Origin of the sequence: Pseudomonas frederiksbergensis, assembly GCF_017114915.1 — a bacterium.
Classification (GTDB): Bacteria; Pseudomonadota; Gammaproteobacteria; order Pseudomonadales; family Pseudomonadaceae; genus Aquipseudomonas; species Aquipseudomonas frederiksbergensis_I.
The window spans coordinates 87304-103527 of record NZ_JAAUOE010000012.1; the positions used below are offsets into that span (position 1 = coordinate 87304).

A 16224-nucleotide genomic window follows, 5' to 3' on the forward strand; every position below is an offset into this window, starting at 1 on the left:
ACGCAGAGCGTCACCGGATGCATTCCCACGCAGAGCGTGGGAACGATCACTTGGCAAGGAGTCCACAATGGCTGACCAGACCGCCCCCGCCCTGAAGGAAATCTTCAACGCCGAACGCCTCGCGCACATCGCCACCGAGATGACGGCCGTCTATCCCGGGTTCGATGCCAAGGCCTTCCTGAAACTGGCCAAAACCGGCCTGGCGGACCTCTCTGTCATGCAACGCATGGCCCGCGTCAGCGAATGCCTGCACGCAGTGTTGCCGCTCGGCTATGAAGAATCCCTCGACGTCCTGCGCGCCCTCGCACCGCGCCTGAACAGCGCCTTCGTCAGCATGTTCTTGCCGCACTACGTCGCGACCTATGGCGCTCACACATTCGATCTGTCGATGGAAGCGCTCAAATATTTCACTTCCTTCGGCTCCTCGGAGTTTGCCATCCGGCATTTTTTGCGCAGCGATATCGAACGCTCGTTGGCGCTGATGCACGATTGGTCGCTGGATGACAACGAACACGTCCGGCGCCTGGCGAGCGAAGGTAGCCGACCGCGCCTGCCATGGTCGTTCCGCCTGGAACAAGTCCAGGCCGACCCGACACTGGCGGCTGCGATCCTCGACAGCCTCAAGGCCGACGACAGCCTCTACGTGCGCAAATCCGTGGCCAACCACCTCAACGACATCACCAAGGATCATCCCGAGTGGGTCCTGGCGCTGATCGAGGGTTGGTCGCTGGACAACAAGCATACGGCGTGGATCGCCAGACACGCGCTGCGCAGTTTGATCAAACAAGGTAACAAGCGGGCGCTGGCAATCATTGGCGCAGGCGGCAAGCCCGAGGTTGAAATCATTGACGTGAAGGTCGAACCGGCGGTGATTCGCCTGGGTGAGAAAATCACCCTGTCTTTCAGAGTGAAGTCCACGGTCCCGGACAGTCAGCGATTGGTGATCGATTACGCGATCGATTATGTCAAAGCCAACGGCAGCACCTCGGCAAAGGTGTTCAAACTTAAAGCCCTCACGCTGTCCGACAAGGCCAGCGAAGCCATCAGCCGCAGTCAGCACATCAAGGAACTGACCACCCGCAGGCACTATGCCGGCCAGCACGCGGTGCACATTCTGGTAAATGGCGAACGCTTGGCCAGCACCCAATTCCGAATTATCGCTGACGCTCATTGACACCTACACCAGAGCCCCCCGGCAGCATGCGCGTGAGCGTGTTGTCGCGGACCCAGTAGTGATGGAACAACCCCGCCGCTGCATGCAAACCAATCAACCAGTAGCCAGCACTGCCAAGCAATTCATGCCAATGCTTGAGTTGCTTGGCCAGATCGGGATCCACCGCCACCGGCGCCGGCATAAAAAAACCGAAATACGGCATCGGCTTACCCCCGGCGGCCAGCATCAACCAGGCCAGTAGCGGCGTAGCGATCATCAGCCCATACAGCGCCAGGTGCATGAGGTGCGAGACGCCCGTCTGCCAGGTGGGCGGGGCCGGGGTAATCGGTGGTCGGGGCGTGAGACGCCCGAGCAAGCGAACCCAGACCAGCGCAAAAATGCTCAACCCGAATATGCCGTGCAGCCCCAGAAACAGGCCTTTCAAGGCATGTCCACGGGGCAGCAGGCCTTTGATCTCGATGCAGCCATAAACGCCGACGAACAGCGCCAGCATCAGCCAGTGCAAGGTGATCGAGAGTTTTCCATACCGGTGTACTGCTGAATCTCGGGTCATACAGGGCCTCGTGAAGATCAGTGGCGGCTGCCGATTCATTTCGTACAGCCTGGATCCGGTTTCGTCGAACCGACCGGCGCCACCCTGCCCATCCAGTCTTAAGACAGTCTGAAGATCCACCTTCAGACTCCGTTAAGAATTGCCTTTGATACTCCTCCCAAACTTACTCAGGGAGGCGCTCTTGCCCATGCCCGATTTCGACTGGAACATCCCTCTGCCCCTGCACTTCGGCCAAGCCGAAACTCCGCAGATGAGTCTGGCCAGAGCCTTGCCGGACGATCCCCAGCGTCCGGTTTTCGAAACCTTTATCCAGCAGCGTTTTCGAAAAGCCCATGGCGCCGATATCCGCCACTTCATGCCGCAACTGTTCGGCATGAGCGATACCTCAGACACTTTGTGTGCGGTGGCGGGCATACGACTGGCCAGTACCGAACCCTTGTTTCTGGAGCGTTACCTGGACGAGACGATTGATCCGCTGATCAGCGACGCGGCCGGCCAACCCGTGGACCGGGCAGGTATCGTCGAGGTCGGTAACCTCGCCGCCAGCGATACCGGCAGCGCACGGCTGAGCATCATCGCCATCACCTACCTGTTGGCCATGGGCGGGCTGGAATGGGTGGCGTTCACCGGCAACATCGGGCTGGTAAACAGCTTTCATCGACTGGGTTTGAAGCCGGTGACGCTGTGCGCCGCCGATCCCGAGCGGCTGGGCGAGGACCGTCACCACTGGGGCAGTTATTACGAGAGTCAGCCATGGGTGCATGTCGGCAATATCCGCGCCGGTTTCATCCATTTGCGCAACATCGGTCTGTTCAATCGCATGGGGTTGCCGACGTCCCTTGAGGAGTCCACCCATGTCGCCTGAAATGGAGCGGTTCAAGCAGACCCTGCGCAATCACGCTGAACGCAAGACCAACGCCATCGCCTTGTGGGGCGATCAGTTGAAACTGGACTACGCCACGCTGTACGCCGAGGTCATGTACCGCCAACAGCGTCTGCGCGATGAGCACGTCAAAGTGGTCGCGTTGGCCCTGGACAATGGCACCGAGGCAATGCTCTGGGACCTGGCCGTCCTGTTCGAAGGGCTGACCTGCCTGACGTTGCCGCCCTTCTTCAGCCCGGCGCAACGCAATCATTGCCTGCAACAGAGCCAGGCCGAACTGGTGATTGCCGAACCGGAACTGGAGGCCGAACTGCAAGCGGCGGGCTACGAAAAAAACGGTGAATTCTGGCATCGCACCTTCAGCGGCCCGAACCTGATACCCGAAGGCACCGCCAAACTGACCTTCACCTCAGGCACCACCGGCACGCCCAAAGGCGTGTGCCTGAGCGCCGAAAGCCTTTTGCGGGTGGCCCGTGAACTGGATCAGGCGAGCAAGCCCACCGATCCGCGGCATCACCTGGCGCTGCTGCCCCTGGCGATTCTGCTGGAAGACCTAGGCTGCTATGCCGCGCTGTATGCCGGCGCGACCTTGAGCGTACCGAGCCAGAAAACCCTGGGCATTCAAGGTGCCAGCGGTGTTGATGTGCCGCGGCTGCTGGGGTGCCTGGCCGCCCGTGCGCCCGAGAGCTTGATCCTGGTGCCGCAGTTGCTGCTGATGCTGGTCAGCGCCGCCGAGCAAAAAGCATTCAACCCCCAATCGTTGCGTTTCGCCGCCGTGGGCGGTGCGCGGGTCAGCGAAGAGTTACTGCATCGTGCCCAACGCATCGGCATACCGGTGTACGAGGGATACGGATTGTCGGAGTGCGCGTCGGTGGTGTGCCTCAATCGCCCAGGCGCGCGCCGCCCTGGTAGCGTCGGCCGTCCCCTGCCCCATGTCGAGATTCGCCTGGCCGACGATGGTGAAGTGCTGGTCAAGGGCTCGACCCTGCTCGGCTATCTGGGGCAAGCGCCCTTCAGCGATGATTGGTGGCCGACCGGCGATCTCGGCGAGTTCGACCCGGAAGGTTTTCTCTACCTCAACGGGCGCAAGAAGCATCAGTTCGTCACCAGTTTCGGCCGCAACGTCAATCCGGAATGGGTCGAGGCCGAACTCACTCAGCGTCGCCACATCGCTCAGGCGTTTGTCTATGGCGAAGCGATGCCAACCAATCACGCCCTGCTCTGGCCCCATCGGCCGGACTGCACCGATGAAGAGCTCGCTGCCGCCGTGGCCCAGGCCAACGAGGCCTTGCCCGATTACGCCCAGGTTCATCACTGGACCCGTCTCGATCAACCGTTCACCGCCGCCAACGGCTTGCTGACCGCCAATGGCCGACCGCGCCGCGACGCCATCGTCGAACGTTACCGGGCGCAGCTCACTGAATCCGTTTTTTCCGAGGAATCCGCATCATGAGTTTTTTCGACACCCTGCAAGAAGCCACCCTGCAAGAACGCCACGAGTTGTTCAACCTGCCGATCATCCGCGATGCCCTTGAGGGCAAGGTCAGCCTGGACAGCTACCGCGCTTTTCTCGCCCAGGCCTACTACCACGTGCGCCATACCGTGCCGTTGATGATGGCGTGCGGCGCACGTTTGCCGCAGCGCCTGGAATGGCTGCGCAAGGCGGTGTGCGAGTACATCGAGGACGAATACGGCCACGAACAATGGATACTCAACGACATCGCAGCCTGTGGCGGCGACAAAGACGCCGTGCGTGACGGTCGTCCATCGTTGCCAATCGAGTTGATGGTCAGTTTCCTCTACGACCTGATTGCCCGGGACAACCCGGTGGGCCTGTTCGGCATGGTCAACGTGCTGGAAGGCACCAGCATTGCCCTGGCCACCCACGCGGCCGGCAGCATCCGCGAGCGTTTGGCGCTGCCGGAAACCGCCTTCAGCTACCTGAGTTCCCATGGTTCGCTGGATATCGAACACATGCAGACCTACCGCCGGCTGATGAATACACTCGAAGACCCGGCCGATCAAGCCGCAGTGATTCATGCCTCGAAGGTCGTTTACAAGCTCTATACAGACATGTTCCGCGGCCTGCCCCGCGATGGGGAGAACCTGCATGCAGCTGCATGAAGCCCGTGTGGTTTTGACCGGGGCCAGCGGCGGTATCGGCCTGGCCATCGCCAGCGCCCTGTGTGCCAGGGGCGCGCGGGTGTTGGCCGTGTCCCGGCACCGGGAGGCGCTGGAACCCTTGCTCGAACGCTACCCGCTGCACCTGTGTTGGGTCGGCGCTGACCTGACCGTCCCCGGCGACCGACACAAAGTGCTGGCCGCGGCCAAAGCCATCGGCGGCATCAACCTGCTGGTCAACGCTGCCGGGGTCAATCACTTCGCCATGCTCGAACAGCTCGATGACAGCGAGATCAATGCGATGCTGGCGGTGAACATCAGCGCGCCGATCTGCCTGACCAAGCTTTTGCTGCCGCTGCTCAAGCAGGCTGAGAGCGCCATGGTGGTGAACGTCGGCTCGACCTACGGCTCCATCGGCTACCCCGGTTACGCCAGCTATTGCGCCACCAAGTTTGCCCTGCGCGGTTTCTCCGAAGCCCTGCGCCGGGAGCTGGCCGACACCCGGATCAACGTGCTTTACGTTGCCCCCCGGGCGACCCACACCAGCATGAACAGCCCGGCGGCCCAGGCGCTGAACGATGCGCTCAAAGCCAATGTCGACGACCCGCAAACCGTCGCTTCGGCGGTGATCCACGCCATTGCCGGTGACCGTCGCGATTTGTATCTGGGCTGGCCGGAACGCTTTTTCGTCCGCCTGAACAGTCTGTTGCCGCATCTGGTGGACCGTGGCTTGCGCAAGCAGTTGCCGCTGATCCGTCGCCTGAGTCAGAAGACCGATAACGAGAGCCTCAAACCATGAAAAAAATCCTCACCAGCTTGTTGCTCGCCGTACTGAGCCAAAGCGTCTGGGCGCTGGACGCCGCCGATCAGCAGCGCCTCAATGCCATTCAGCAAAGCTGGGCGCACATCCAGTACGAATTGCCCGCCGAACAGCGCACTGCAGCCTTCGAAAAACTCGCGACTCAGGCCTCGGCGTTCACCCAGGAACGCCAATCCCTGGCCGAAGCGTGGATCTGGTCCGGTATCGTCACCAGCAGTTGGGCCGGAGCCCAGGGTGGTCTCGGTGCCCTGAGCAAGGTCAAGGCGGCCAAAGTTGATCTGGAAAAAGCCCTGGCCATTGACCCCAAGGCCCTGCAAGGCTCGGCCTACACCAGCCTCGCGGCGCTGTATGATCGAGTGCCCGGCTGGCCTATCGGTTTCGGCGATGCCGACAAGGCCGAGCAACTGTTGAAGCAGGCCTTGCAACTGAACCCGACCGGCATCGACAGTCTGTACTTCTGGGGCGATCACCTTTACCGTCAAAAGCGCTATGGTGAAGCCAGGGACGCGCTGCAAAAAGCCCTGCACGCCGCGCCCCGTCCTGGCCGGGAAAGCGCCGACGCCGGGCGCCGCAAAGAGATCGAAGCATTACTGGTGGACGTGAACAAGAAACTCAACTGACAGGAGTCCGCGTGCGCTTATTACTGATCGAGGATGACGTGGCCCTCGGCGAGGGCATTCATCAGGCCCTGGGCCGTGAGGGTTACACCGTCGATTGGCTGCAGGACGGCAGCAACGCCTTGCATTCACTGCTCAGCGAAACGTTTGATGTGGCCGTGCTCGACCTGGGCCTGCCGCGCATGGATGGTCTGGAAGTGTTGCGCCGTTTGCGTGCCAGCGGTTCGAACCTGCCGGTACTGATCCTCACCGCCCGGGATGCCACCGAAGATCGCATCGCCGGGCTGGACGCCGGCGCCGACGATTACCTGATCAAACCCTTCGACCTGGCCGAACTCAAGGCTCGCCTGCGGGCCTTGTTACGCCGCAGTGCCGGTCGCTCCCAAGTGCTGATCGAACACGCAGGCATCAGTCTGAACCCCGGTACCCAGCAAGTCAGTTATCAGGGCGAGCCAGTAGCCCTGACGCCCAAGGAATATCAACTGCTCCATGAATTGCTCTCGCCTCCAGGTCGGGTCATGACCCGCGATCATCTGATGCAACTGCTTTATGGCTGGAATGAAGAAGCCGAAAGCAACACCCTGGAAGTGCACATCCATCACCTGCGCAAGAAGTTCTCCAGCGACCTGATCCGCACCATTCGTGGGGTGGGTTATCTGGTGGAGGAGCGTCGATGACCTCGATCCGGCGTCGCACCCTGACGCTGATCATCGGCCTGATGCTGACGGGGTTGGCGATCATCAGCGTGTTCAACCTGCACGACAGCAATCACGAAATTGCCGAAGTCTATGACGCCCAGCTGGCGCAGAATGCCCGGCTGCTGCAGGGTGTGATGCGCATGCCGCTGGCCAGCCATGAACACGCCGAACTGTACCAAGCGTTCAACAAGGCCTTGAGTGAAGCGGTGCCGGGAGTCGATGGTCACCCCTATGAAAGCAAAATTGCCTTTCAGGTGTGGAATCGCAAGGGCGAAGTGCTGGTGCACACCGCCAGCGCCCCCTCCTTCACCGTGCCACCGACGACACACGGTTTCAGCGATGTGGTGGATCTGCACAACCGCCATTGGCGGGCGTTCATGCTCGAAGACAAGCAGAATGACCTGCGCATCTGGGTCGGTGAACGGAACGACGTGCGTACGGACCTGGTAGACCGGATCGTGCGTCACACCCTGTGGCCCAATGTGTTGGGCAGCCTGATTCTGGCGGCCATGGTCTGGCTGGCCATTGGCTGGGGGCTCAAACCCCTGGCCGATATGGCGGCGACGTTGCGGGCACGGCACAGCGGTTCTCTGGAGCCGTTGCAACTGACCCCGTTGCCCAGCGAACTGGAACCGATGCAAGCAGCGCTCAATCGCATGCTCGCGCAAATTCAAGAGGTGCTCGGCCGTGAGCGGCGCTTCATCGCCGACGCTGCCCACGAATTACGCACGCCACTGGCCGTGTTGCGGGTGCATGCGCAAAATCTGCAGGAGGCCGGCACGGAACAGGAACGTCGTGAGTCCCTGGCGTTTCTGATTGCCGGGGTCGACCGCACCAGCCGTCTGGTCAATCAGTTGCTGACCATGGCCCGTCTCGAACCCAAGGCCGCGGCCCCGGTGCTGCACAGCATCGACTTGAGTGAAACCGTGCGCGCCAGCCTGGCCCAACTCACGCCCTGGTTATTGAGCAGGAACCTGGAGCTGGCTTTCGACGCCGAGGACCGGCCTTTCAAAGTCCTCGCCGATGCTGGCGCCATCGACATCGCCCTGAACAACCTGGTCACCAACGCGGCGAATTTTTCGCCGGAGCATGGCGTCATCACCGTGCAGTTGAGCCGGGACGACGGGTTCTACAACTTGAGCGTCCAGGACCAGGGACCGGGCATCAACGAAGCGGATCGCGCACGGTTGTTCGAACGCTTTTACAGCCGTGGAAACACCGGCGGCGCGGGCTTGGGACTGGCCATCGTCAACACCATCGCAACGCGGCTGGGCGGGCGGATTACCCTGGTCAATCCGCCGGAAGGCGGGTTGCGGGCGACCCTGTCGATTCCTGTTGATCAGCACCATTGAACACTCTGTGGCGAGGGAGCTTGCTCCCGCTGGACCGCACAGCGGCCCCAAAAAGGGACTGCTGCACAGCCCAACGTCGGTCACTCACTCACCCCAGCAGACCGCGCCTACTTGGGTAGATCAATTTTATCCAACACTCGGTTTGCGGTGATCTCCGCCACCATGATGCTGTTTGAAATGCCCAGCAGGGCGTAGCGCGACTCACCCTCCAGATGATCCACCAACTGATGGACCATCACATCGACCGAGGCCAGTGTCTCGACTAGAAAAACCGCCAGGGTTTCGGCCGTGGCCTCCGGGGCCACGGCAAACAGCCTGCTGGGTTTACGCGCGGTGGCTTTGATGTCGGCATTCGACGGAAAGTGGAAGTTCAGAGCCCGCTCGGCGGCCTCGTTGAGCTTCTTTGAATCGGGTTCGTACGGGGAGACCGGATCGGTGTCCGGTGGATTGGGTGTGACCTTGAACATATTCTGAGTTTCCTATTGGGTGCCACCCCTCTTGCGACTAAACGAGAGGGGAGGCAGCTGCACGCAGGTTAGTCGACCGGGAAACTCAGAAATCCGGCGCGCCCGAAGGCGCCCTACGTACAGCTACCATCAAGTACAGGAATGAAAGACCTGCATGACAGATGCACGCACAACTGAGTTAACGCGGGCGACTAAACCCGATCACTGATGGGCAGTGACGGGAATCAAGTTACCGAGCGGGCCCAAGGCGCACAAGCCGGCGGATTCTGTCTTACGTGTAGGGGGTGGCGCAAGGCGTCGTAGCCTTTGGATGGTAACGGCAAGCTTCATTTAAACGATCGCGATTTTTCTTGTTTAAATAGGCCTTCCCAGCAACAACCCCTGCTCGCGCTCACACAACTCCACCACGTAATCCCACAACACCCGCAGCCGCACCGACTTGTGCAGCTCGCGCCGCGTGCTGATCCAATAACTGCGCTGGATGCTTTCATCCGGCAGCAACGACACCAGTTCGGGATCGGCGCTGGCCATGTAGCACGGCAGCACGGCGATTCCCAGGCCCGAGCGCGCGGCCTGTTGTTGGGCGATGACGCTGGTGCTGTGAAACACCACCTGGGGGTTGCGGCAGAAGCTGTTGAGGAACATCAGTTCCTGGCTGAACAGCAAATCGTCGACGTAGCCGATCCACGCATGGCGGCCGAGGTCTTCGCGGCTGCGCAGCGGTGGCGAGCGGTCCAGATAGGCCTGGCTGGCGTAGAGCGCCAGTCGATAGTCGGTGAGTTTGCGGGTGACCAGCATGTCGGCGGCCGGGCGTTCCAGGTGAATGCTGATCTCTGCTTCACGGTTGAGGATGCTGACGAAACGCGGCACCGCCACCAGTTCCACTTCCAGCCCCGGATAGCGTTCGAACAAGCCGTTCATGCGGCTGGCGAGGAACATGATGCCCAGCCCTTCCGTCACCCCGACGCGGATCTTGCCCAGTGGCGCGGTGGATTGGGTGATTTCCTCCTGGGCCAGCAACGCGACGTTTTCCATGGCCTCGGCATGCTTGAGCAGCGCTTCGCCCGCCGGGGTCAGTTCGTAGCCTTGGGCATGCTGAACGAACAGCGCAGTGCCGAGGCTTTTTTCAATGGCTTCGATGTGCCGGGCCACAGTGGCGTGGGTGGTGTTCAAGCGGCGGGCGGCGGTCAGCAAGCGGCCGCTGCGCTGCAATTCGAGAAAAAACCGCAGGTCATTCCAGTCGAACATGAACCATCCTTGAGGCGATGTCGTTAACCAAACTGTCTAAAAACGCACAGCAGCTGCGCAAAAACTAACATTCTTTTAACGAAAGCTAACAACTAGGATGACCGACAACAAGAACAACAATACGAGGTCAGGGATGCAGACTTCCCTTGATGAGTACGACTACATCGTGGTCGGCGCCGGCCCTGCCGGGTGTTTGCTGGCCAATCGACTGTCAGCCAACCCGCAACACCGCGTGTTGCTGCTCGAAGCTGGCGGTCGCGACAACTACCCGTGGATTCACATCCCCGTGGGTTACCTGTTCTGCATCGGCAACCCGCGCACCGACTGGTGCTTCAAGACCGAAACGCAACCGGGCCTGCAAGGCCGCGCCCTGAGCTACCCGCGGGGCAAGGTGCTTGGCGGCTGTTCCTCGATCAACGGCATGATCTACATGCGCGGCCAGGCTGGCGACTACGATGGCTGGGCGGCCGAGGGCAACCCCGGCTGGGGCTGGAATGACGTGCTGCCGCTGTTCAAACAGAGCGAAAACCATTTTGCCGGCGACTCGGAATTTCACGGTGCCGCCGGCGAATGGCGGATCGAGCGTCAGCGGCTGTCGTGGCCGATTCTCGATGCTTTCCGCACCGCTGCCGAACAAAGCGGCATCGCCAGCATCGATGACTTCAACCAGGGCGACAACGAAGGCTGCGGCTACTTCCAGGTCAACCAGAAAGCCGGGGTACGCTGGAACGCGGCCAAGGCGTTTCTCAAACCGGTCCGCCACCGCGCCAATCTCACGGTGCTGACCGATGTTGAAGTGGACCGCGTGCTGCTGGAAAACGGCCGTGCCTCGGCGGTCAGCGCCCGTTGGCAAGGTCAGGCGAAAACCTTCAAGGCGCGCAAGGAAATTATCCTGTGTGCCGGCTCCGTCGGCTCACCGGGGATCCTGCAGCGTTCCGGCATTGGCCCTCGCCCGTTGCTGCAAAAACTCGGCATCGGTGTTGCCCATGAACTGCCCGGCGTGGGCGGCAACCTGCAGGATCACCTGCAACTGCGGTTGATCTACAAACTGGAAAACGCCCGCACCCTGAACCAGATCGCCGGCACGCTGTGGGGCAAGATGGGCATGGGCCTGCGTTATCTGTATGACCGCAGCGGCCCGCTGTCCATGGCGCCAAGCCAACTCGGCGCCTTCGCCCGTTCGGGACCGGAGCAGACCTCGGCGAACCTCGAATACCATGTGCAACCGTTGTCGCTGGAGCGTTTCGGCGAGCCGCTGCACGCCTTCCCCGCCTTCACCGCGTCGGTCTGCGATCTGCGCCCGCAAAGCCGTGGCCGCATAGACATTCGCTCCGCCGACCCGCGGGAAGCGCCGCTGATTCAGCCCAACTACCTGAGCCATCCCGAAGACCTGCGAGTGGCAGCCGACGCCATCCGCCTGACCCGCCGCATCGTCGCCGCGCCCGCCTTGCAAGCGTTCAACCCGGTGGAATACCTGCCCGGCGACAGCTTGCAGAGCGAAGAGCAATTGCACGAAGCCGCCGCCCGGATCGGTACGACGATTTTCCACCCGGTGGGCACCTGCCGGATGGGCAACGATGCAGAGTCGGTAGTCGACGCTGAGCTGCGCGTGCACGGCATCCCCGGCCTGCGCATCGCCGACGCCTCGATCATGCCGCGCATCACCTCGGGCAACACTTGCTCGCCGACGCTGATGATCGCCGAGAAAGCCGCGCAATTGATCCTCAACCCATCTACAAGGAGCCTGACCTCACCAATGGAACTGGTCACGAATGCCTGAACACGAACACCCCTTGTAGGAGCTGGCTTGCCAGCGAAAGCAGCGGATCGTTCAACATTGATGTCACCTGATACCGCCTTCGCTGGCAAGCCAGCTCCTACAGGATGTCTATACCCGATACATCGACAGTAGCGGCACCCGCCCACAAGGCTGGCGCCGACAGTGGAACAACAAAAACAATCACTGTGAGGGATACCGATATGTCAGAACATGTTCAGCCCCTGGAAGCCGTGCGCAGCGTCGGCACCAGTCAGGAAACCCAGAAAGTCATTTTCGCCTCGTCCCTGGGGACGGTGTTCGAGTGGTACGACTTTTTCCTCTACGGCGCCCTCGCGGCGGTCATCAGCAAACAGTTCTTCGCCGGAGTCAACGACACCACGGCGTTCATCTTCGCCCTCATGGCCTTCGCCGCCGGCTTCATCGTGCGGCCGTTCGGTGCACTGGTGTTCGGACGCTTGGGGGACATGATCGGGCGTAAATACACGTTCCTCGCGACCATCGTCCTCATGGGCCTGGCAACCTTCTGCGTGGGTTTGTTGCCGACCTACGCGAGTATCGGCATCGCCGCGCCGATCATCCTCGTGGTGCTGCGCATGCTTCAAGGCCTGGCGCTGGGTGGTGAGTATGGCGGCGCCGCCACTTACGTCGCCGAACACGCGCCGATCGGCAAACGCGGTTTCCACACCAGCTGGATTCAGTCCACCGCCACCCTCGGCCTGCTGCTGTCGCTGCTGGTGGTGCTCGGCTGCCGTTACTTCACCGGCGATCAGTTCGAAGTCTGGGGCTGGCGCATTCCGTTCCTGCTGTCGATCGTGCTGCTGGGCATTTCCACCTGGATTCGCCTGAGCCTGCACGAGTCGCCGGCGTATCTGAAAATGAAAGAAGAAGGCAAATGCAGCAAGGCGCCGATCCGCGAGTCCTTCGGCAAATGGGAAAACCTCAAAGTGGTGCTGATCGCCCTGTTCAGCATCAACGCCGGGCAAGCGGTGACCTTCTACGCGGCGCAGTTCTATGTGCTGTTCTTCCTCACCCAGTTCCTGAAAATGGACCCGGCCCTGGCCAACAGTCTGCTGATCGTCAGCGTGATCATCGGCGCGCCGTTCTTCATCTTTTTCGGCTGGCTGTCGGACAAGGTCGGGCGCAAACCGGTGCTGATGATCGGCCTGCTGCTGGCCACTGCGCTGTACTTTCCAATCTTCAAGACCCTGGCCCACTACGCCAACCCGGCCATCGACCAGGCCAGCCGCCAGGCACCGATCACCGTGCTGGCCGACCCGGCCACCTGCACTTTCCAGTTCGACCCGGTGGGCAAGGCGAAATTTGATAGCCCGTGCGACAAGGTCAAAACCTTCCTGGTCAAACAGGGCCTGCCCTACAACAGCGAAGCGGCCCCGGCCGGCAGCGGCGTACAGGTGAGCATCGGCGAAGTGCAAATCGAAGGCTATGACGAAGCGGCCCTGCGCGGCGCAGTGACCCTGGCCGGGTATCCGTCAAAAGCCGACACCCAGCTGATCAATAAACCGATGATCGTGGCGTTGATCGTTGCGCTGATCATCATCTCCGCCATGTGCTACGGCCCGCTGGCGGCGCTGATGGTCGAACTGTTCCCAACCCGTATTCGCTACACGTCCATGTCCCTGCCCTACCACATCGGCAACGGCTGGTTCGGTGGTTTCCTGCCGACAGTGTCGTTTGCCCTGGTGGTGTACACCGGGGATATCTTCTATGGGCTGTGGTACCCGGTGGTGATCACCGGGGTGAGCCTGGTGGTGGGGATGATGTGTTTGCGGGAGACGAAGAACGTGGATCTGGATAAAAACTGAAAGCTAACGGGAGGTTGGTTTGTGGCGAGGGATTAAGTTCCCTCGCTACAAAATGCTTTCTGCACATCAGGTTTTGAGCACCTCAAACGTCACTTCCTCAGGATAGAACGCCACATACCCGCCAATCTGCGCAACCGACACCTTGGGGTGCTCATAGCTCCATACCGCATTGGCACTTTCATGTCCGGGGATTTGCAGGCTGTAATAGCTGGCATCGCCCTTGTACGGGCAGTAGCTGGTGTGGTCGGTGCGGGCGAAATACTGTTCAGCGATGTCCTCCCGCGGGATGTAGTACACCGGAGGATAATTGGTCTCATGCATGACCAGCGCGCGAGTGGACGACGCCACTTGAATGCCATGGAACTTCACTACCACGCAGCCGGGTTGGGGCTCGATGGTGATGGGTTTACCGGGACCAGGGGCTTTCATGGATAGGATCCTCTGCTGCTGTTGCGCTGTATCCGTGACCTATCAGGTATACCCCATGTTTCAGCATCGCGAGCACTTCGCAGCTGAACGGAGCCGGCTTCAATGACTTCAGATTGACCGCTGTCATCAACCGCAACAGCTCAGGCTGTACATCCATACAGATAAAGATTGCTCCATCGCTCATCACCCGCCATTCTGTGCACCTCTCGAACACTGATCGACGATGGTGGTTATGCGGCTGTACCTCTGTGAAAAACCTTCCCAGGCCAAAGACATCGCGGCCGTGCTCGGTGCCAGGCGCCGGGGCGACGGCTGCTGGTTGGGAACGGACGTCACGGTGACCTGGTGCATCGGCCACCTGCTTGAAACCGCGCCACCGGATGCCTATGACGCGCGCTACAAACGCTGGGTGCTGGCGGATCTGCCGATCATTCCGGAAAAATGGAAGATGACCGTCAAGCCGCGCACGGCCAGCCAGTACAAGGCGGTCAAGCGCCTGCTGGGCGAAGCGAGTGAACTGGTGATTGCCACCGATGCCGACCGCGAGGGCGAGATGATCGCCCGGGAACTGGTGGAGCATTGCCGTTATCGCGGGCCGATCCGGCGGCTGTGGCTGTCGGCGCTGGACGATGCGTCGATCCGCAAGGCCCTCGCGGCGCTCAAACCGGGGGCCGAGACGTTCAGCCTCTATCATTCGGCGCTGGGGCGCTCCCGGGCAGACTGGTTGATCGGGATGAACATGAGTCGGCTGTTCACCCTGCTGGGGCGCCAGTCCGGCTATCAGGGTGTGTTGCCGGTCGGTCGGGTGCAGACGCCGACTTTGCGACTGGTGGTGGATCGCGACCGCAGCATCGCCGATTTCGTCCCGGTGGCCTACTGGGCCATTGATGTGCAACTGCTGCACGATGGCACGGCATTCATGGCTCAATGGCGTGCGGCCTCCGATGCTTGCGACGATCAGGATCGCTGCCTGAATCAGGCGTTGGCCCGGCAGGCGGCTGCGGCCATTGGCAACGCGGCGAGCGCTCGGGTGATCAAGCTGCGCACCGAACGCATGCGCGAAGTCGCGCCGTTGCCGTTCGACCTGGGCACCTTGCAGGAAGTCTGCTCGAAAAAGCTCGGGCTCGGCGCTCAGGAAACCCTCGATATCGCCCAGGCTCTGTATGAAACCCATAAAGTCATCACCTACCCGCGCAGCGACTGCGGCTACCTGCCCCTGAGTCAGCACAGCGAAGCGCCGGGTATCCTTGCCGCGCTCAGGCAAGCCGATCCGGCCCTGAACGCCCTGCACGATTATCTGGAGCCGCAACGCCGCTCTCGGGCCTGGAACGATGCCAAGGTCAGCGCTCACCACGGCATCATTCCGACGGCCGCGGCGAAGAATCTCGACCGGCTGGTGGGCAAGCAACGGGCGGTCTACACTCTGATTCGTGCGCGTTACCTGGCGCAGTTTCTGCCCAACCATGAATACGACCGCACCCAGGCCGACTTCGACTGTGCCGGTGAGGCCTTGCGCGCCGTGGGCAAGCAGATTATCGAACCCGGCTGGAAGCGCGCCCTGCCCGAAGCCCTCGCGCCTGCCAAGGGCCGCGAAGCACCCGCACCACAAACACTGCCGGCATTGGCCGAAGGGCGTGACTGTGCGGTGGCCGACGTGAAACTCAAGGATCTCTGGACCCAGCCGCCCAAGCCGTTCACCGAAGGCGATCTGATCAAGGCGATGAAGAACGTTGCCAAACTGGTGGAAGATCCGCTGCTCAAACAAAAGCTCAAGGACACCACCGGCATCGGCACCGAAGCCACACGCGCCTCGATCATCCAGGGCCTGCTCGACCGCGGTTATCTGATCAAGAACGGCAAGGCGCTGGCCGCGACCCCGGCGGCTTTCAGCCTGATCGATGCCGTGCCGCGCGCGATTGCCGACCCCGGGACCACAGCGATCTGGGAACAGGCGCTGGACATGGTGCAGAGCGGTGAAATGAGCCTGGAGGAATTCGTCACCAAACAGGCCGCGTGGATGAGCAAGCAAGTGGCACGTTGCGCCGGCCTGAACCTGACCATCAGCGGGCCAGCAAGCCCGGCCGGGCGTGGCGCCACACCGTGGAAAAACAAACGCAAACCCGCTAAACGAAAGCCTTCGACCGGCACCAAACGCGCGGCAAAACCGGCGAAACTGTAGGAGCGGGCTTGCCCGCGAAGGCGGCAGCACAGTCAACATTGATATCGGCTGGCACACCGCCTTCGCGGGCAAGCCTCGCT

General features: G+C 61.4%; 15 protein-coding genes. 11 read left to right on the top strand and 4 right to left on the bottom strand.

The annotated features are described in order from the left end of the window. Nucleotides 1-67: 67 nt before the first annotated feature. Nucleotides 68-1174, top strand: coding sequence for a DNA alkylation repair protein (locus tag HCU66_RS11685; protein ID WP_205888632.1), 1107 nt, complete (start codon nt 68-70; stop codon nt 1172-1174). Here HCU66_RS11685 and HCU66_RS11690 read toward each other — a convergent pair. Then, nucleotides 1155-1727 carry a cytochrome b gene (locus tag HCU66_RS11690; protein WP_205888633.1) on the bottom strand — a complete coding sequence of 191 codons (573 nt, stop codon included), beginning with the start codon at nt 1725-1727 and terminating at the stop codon, nt 1155-1157. The genes HCU66_RS11685 and HCU66_RS11690 overlap by 20 nt on opposite strands. Nucleotides 1728-1914: 187 nt before the next feature. Between HCU66_RS11690 and HCU66_RS11695 the strand changes: the two genes are divergently transcribed. From HCU66_RS11695 to HCU66_RS11725, 7 genes are read left to right on the top strand one after another with little or no spacing between them, the layout of a single operon-like run. Next, nucleotides 1915-2592, top strand: coding sequence for a thermostable hemolysin (locus HCU66_RS11695; RefSeq protein WP_205888634.1), 678 nt, complete (start codon nt 1915-1917; stop codon nt 2590-2592). Continuing rightward, nucleotides 2582-4063, top strand: coding sequence for an AMP-binding protein (locus HCU66_RS11700; protein WP_205888635.1), 1482 nt, complete (start codon nt 2582-2584; stop codon nt 4061-4063). The genes HCU66_RS11695 and HCU66_RS11700 overlap by 11 nt, the downstream gene beginning before the upstream one ends. After that, nucleotides 4060-4734: an iron-containing redox enzyme family protein gene (locus HCU66_RS11705; RefSeq protein WP_205888636.1), complete on the top strand. Its 675-nt coding sequence runs from the start codon at nt 4060-4062 to the stop codon at nt 4732-4734. Before HCU66_RS11700 ends, HCU66_RS11705 begins: the two co-directional genes overlap by 4 nt. Then, nucleotides 4721-5530, top strand: a complete 810-nt coding sequence (locus tag HCU66_RS11710; RefSeq protein WP_205888637.1) for an SDR family oxidoreductase — start codon at nt 4721-4723, stop codon at nt 5528-5530. Before HCU66_RS11705 ends, HCU66_RS11710 begins: the two co-directional genes overlap by 14 nt. Next, on the top strand, nt 5527-6171 hold the full coding sequence (locus HCU66_RS11715; protein ID WP_205888638.1) for a tetratricopeptide repeat protein: 645 nt from the start codon (nt 5527-5529) through the stop codon (nt 6169-6171). Before HCU66_RS11710 ends, HCU66_RS11715 begins: the two co-directional genes overlap by 4 nt. An 11-nt stretch (nt 6172-6182) precedes the next feature. Then, the gene (locus HCU66_RS11720) at nt 6183-6845 is read left to right on the top strand and encodes a response regulator (RefSeq protein WP_205888639.1); all 663 of its coding nucleotides are present in this window, start codon (nt 6183-6185) and stop codon (nt 6843-6845) included. Next, nucleotides 6842-8218: a sensor histidine kinase gene (locus HCU66_RS11725; RefSeq protein WP_205888640.1), complete on the top strand. Its 1377-nt coding sequence runs from the start codon at nt 6842-6844 to the stop codon at nt 8216-8218. Before HCU66_RS11720 ends, HCU66_RS11725 begins: the two co-directional genes overlap by 4 nt. A gap of 107 nt (nt 8219-8325) precedes the next feature. Here the strand turns inward: HCU66_RS11725 and HCU66_RS11730 are convergent, their stop codons facing one another. Together HCU66_RS11730 and HCU66_RS11735 are read right to left on the bottom strand one after the other, a co-directional pair. After that, entirely contained in the window at nt 8326-8685 is a 360-nt protein-coding gene (locus tag HCU66_RS11730) for a DUF6124 family protein (RefSeq protein WP_205888641.1), read from the bottom strand. A 354-nt stretch (nt 8686-9039) separates the two neighbouring features. Beyond that, nucleotides 9040-9933: a LysR family transcriptional regulator gene (locus tag HCU66_RS11735; protein ID WP_205888642.1), complete on the bottom strand. Its 894-nt coding sequence runs from the start codon at nt 9931-9933 to the stop codon at nt 9040-9042. 133 nt (nt 9934-10066) lie between these two features. Here HCU66_RS11735 and HCU66_RS11740 point away from each other — a divergent pair, with 133 nt between their 5' ends. Beyond that, nucleotides 10067-11713, top strand: coding sequence for a GMC family oxidoreductase (locus tag HCU66_RS11740; RefSeq protein WP_205888643.1), 1647 nt, complete (start codon nt 10067-10069; stop codon nt 11711-11713). A 200-nt stretch (nt 11714-11913) separates the two neighbouring features. Then, entirely contained in the window at nt 11914-13536 is a 1623-nt protein-coding gene (locus HCU66_RS11745) for an MFS transporter (RefSeq protein ID WP_205888644.1), read from the top strand. A gap of 66 nt (nt 13537-13602) precedes the next feature. Here HCU66_RS11745 and HCU66_RS11750 read toward each other — a convergent pair whose 3' ends face one another. After that, nucleotides 13603-13965 (bottom strand): DUF427 domain-containing protein, encoded by a 363-nt coding sequence (locus HCU66_RS11750; RefSeq protein ID WP_205888645.1) that lies wholly within the window; start codon nt 13963-13965, stop codon nt 13603-13605. 232 nt (nt 13966-14197) lie between these two features. Between HCU66_RS11750 and HCU66_RS11755 the strand changes: the two genes are divergently transcribed. Further along, complete coding sequence (locus HCU66_RS11755) at nt 14198-16144, top strand: DNA topoisomerase III (protein ID WP_205888646.1); 1947 nt, start codon at nt 14198-14200, stop codon at nt 16142-16144. Nucleotides 16145-16224: the final 80 nt, after the last annotated feature.

Bases quoted from the DNA above. Each gene is read 5' to 3' on its own strand.
- HCU66_RS11685 (WP_205888632.1), top strand. From the start codon at position 68: ATGGCTGACCAGACCGCCCCCGCCCTGAAGGAAATCTTCAACGCCGAA.
- HCU66_RS11690 (WP_205888633.1), bottom strand. From the start codon at position 1,727: ATGACCCGAGATTCAGCAGTACACCGGTATGGAAAACTCTCGATCACC.
- HCU66_RS11695 (WP_205888634.1), top strand. From the start codon at position 1,915: ATGCCCGATTTCGACTGGAACATCCCTCTGCCCCTGCACTTCGGCCAA.
- HCU66_RS11700 (WP_205888635.1), top strand. From the start codon at position 2,582: ATGTCGCCTGAAATGGAGCGGTTCAAGCAGACCCTGCGCAATCACGCT.
- HCU66_RS11705 (WP_205888636.1), top strand. From the start codon at position 4,060: ATGAGTTTTTTCGACACCCTGCAAGAAGCCACCCTGCAAGAACGCCAC.
- HCU66_RS11710 (WP_205888637.1), top strand. From the start codon at position 4,721: ATGCAGCTGCATGAAGCCCGTGTGGTTTTGACCGGGGCCAGCGGCGGT.
- HCU66_RS11715 (WP_205888638.1), top strand. From the start codon at position 5,527: ATGAAAAAAATCCTCACCAGCTTGTTGCTCGCCGTACTGAGCCAAAGC.
- HCU66_RS11725 (WP_205888640.1), top strand. From the start codon at position 6,842: ATGACCTCGATCCGGCGTCGCACCCTGACGCTGATCATCGGCCTGATG.
- HCU66_RS11730 (WP_205888641.1), bottom strand. From the start codon at position 8,685: ATGTTCAAGGTCACACCCAATCCACCGGACACCGATCCGGTCTCCCCG.
- HCU66_RS11735 (WP_205888642.1), bottom strand. From the start codon at position 9,933: ATGTTCGACTGGAATGACCTGCGGTTTTTTCTCGAATTGCAGCGCAGC.
- HCU66_RS11740 (WP_205888643.1), top strand. From the start codon at position 10,067: ATGCAGACTTCCCTTGATGAGTACGACTACATCGTGGTCGGCGCCGGC.
- HCU66_RS11745 (WP_205888644.1), top strand. From the start codon at position 11,914: ATGTCAGAACATGTTCAGCCCCTGGAAGCCGTGCGCAGCGTCGGCACC.
- HCU66_RS11750 (WP_205888645.1), bottom strand. From the start codon at position 13,965: ATGAAAGCCCCTGGTCCCGGTAAACCCATCACCATCGAGCCCCAACCC.
- HCU66_RS11755 (WP_205888646.1), top strand. From the start codon at position 14,198: ATGCGGCTGTACCTCTGTGAAAAACCTTCCCAGGCCAAAGACATCGCG.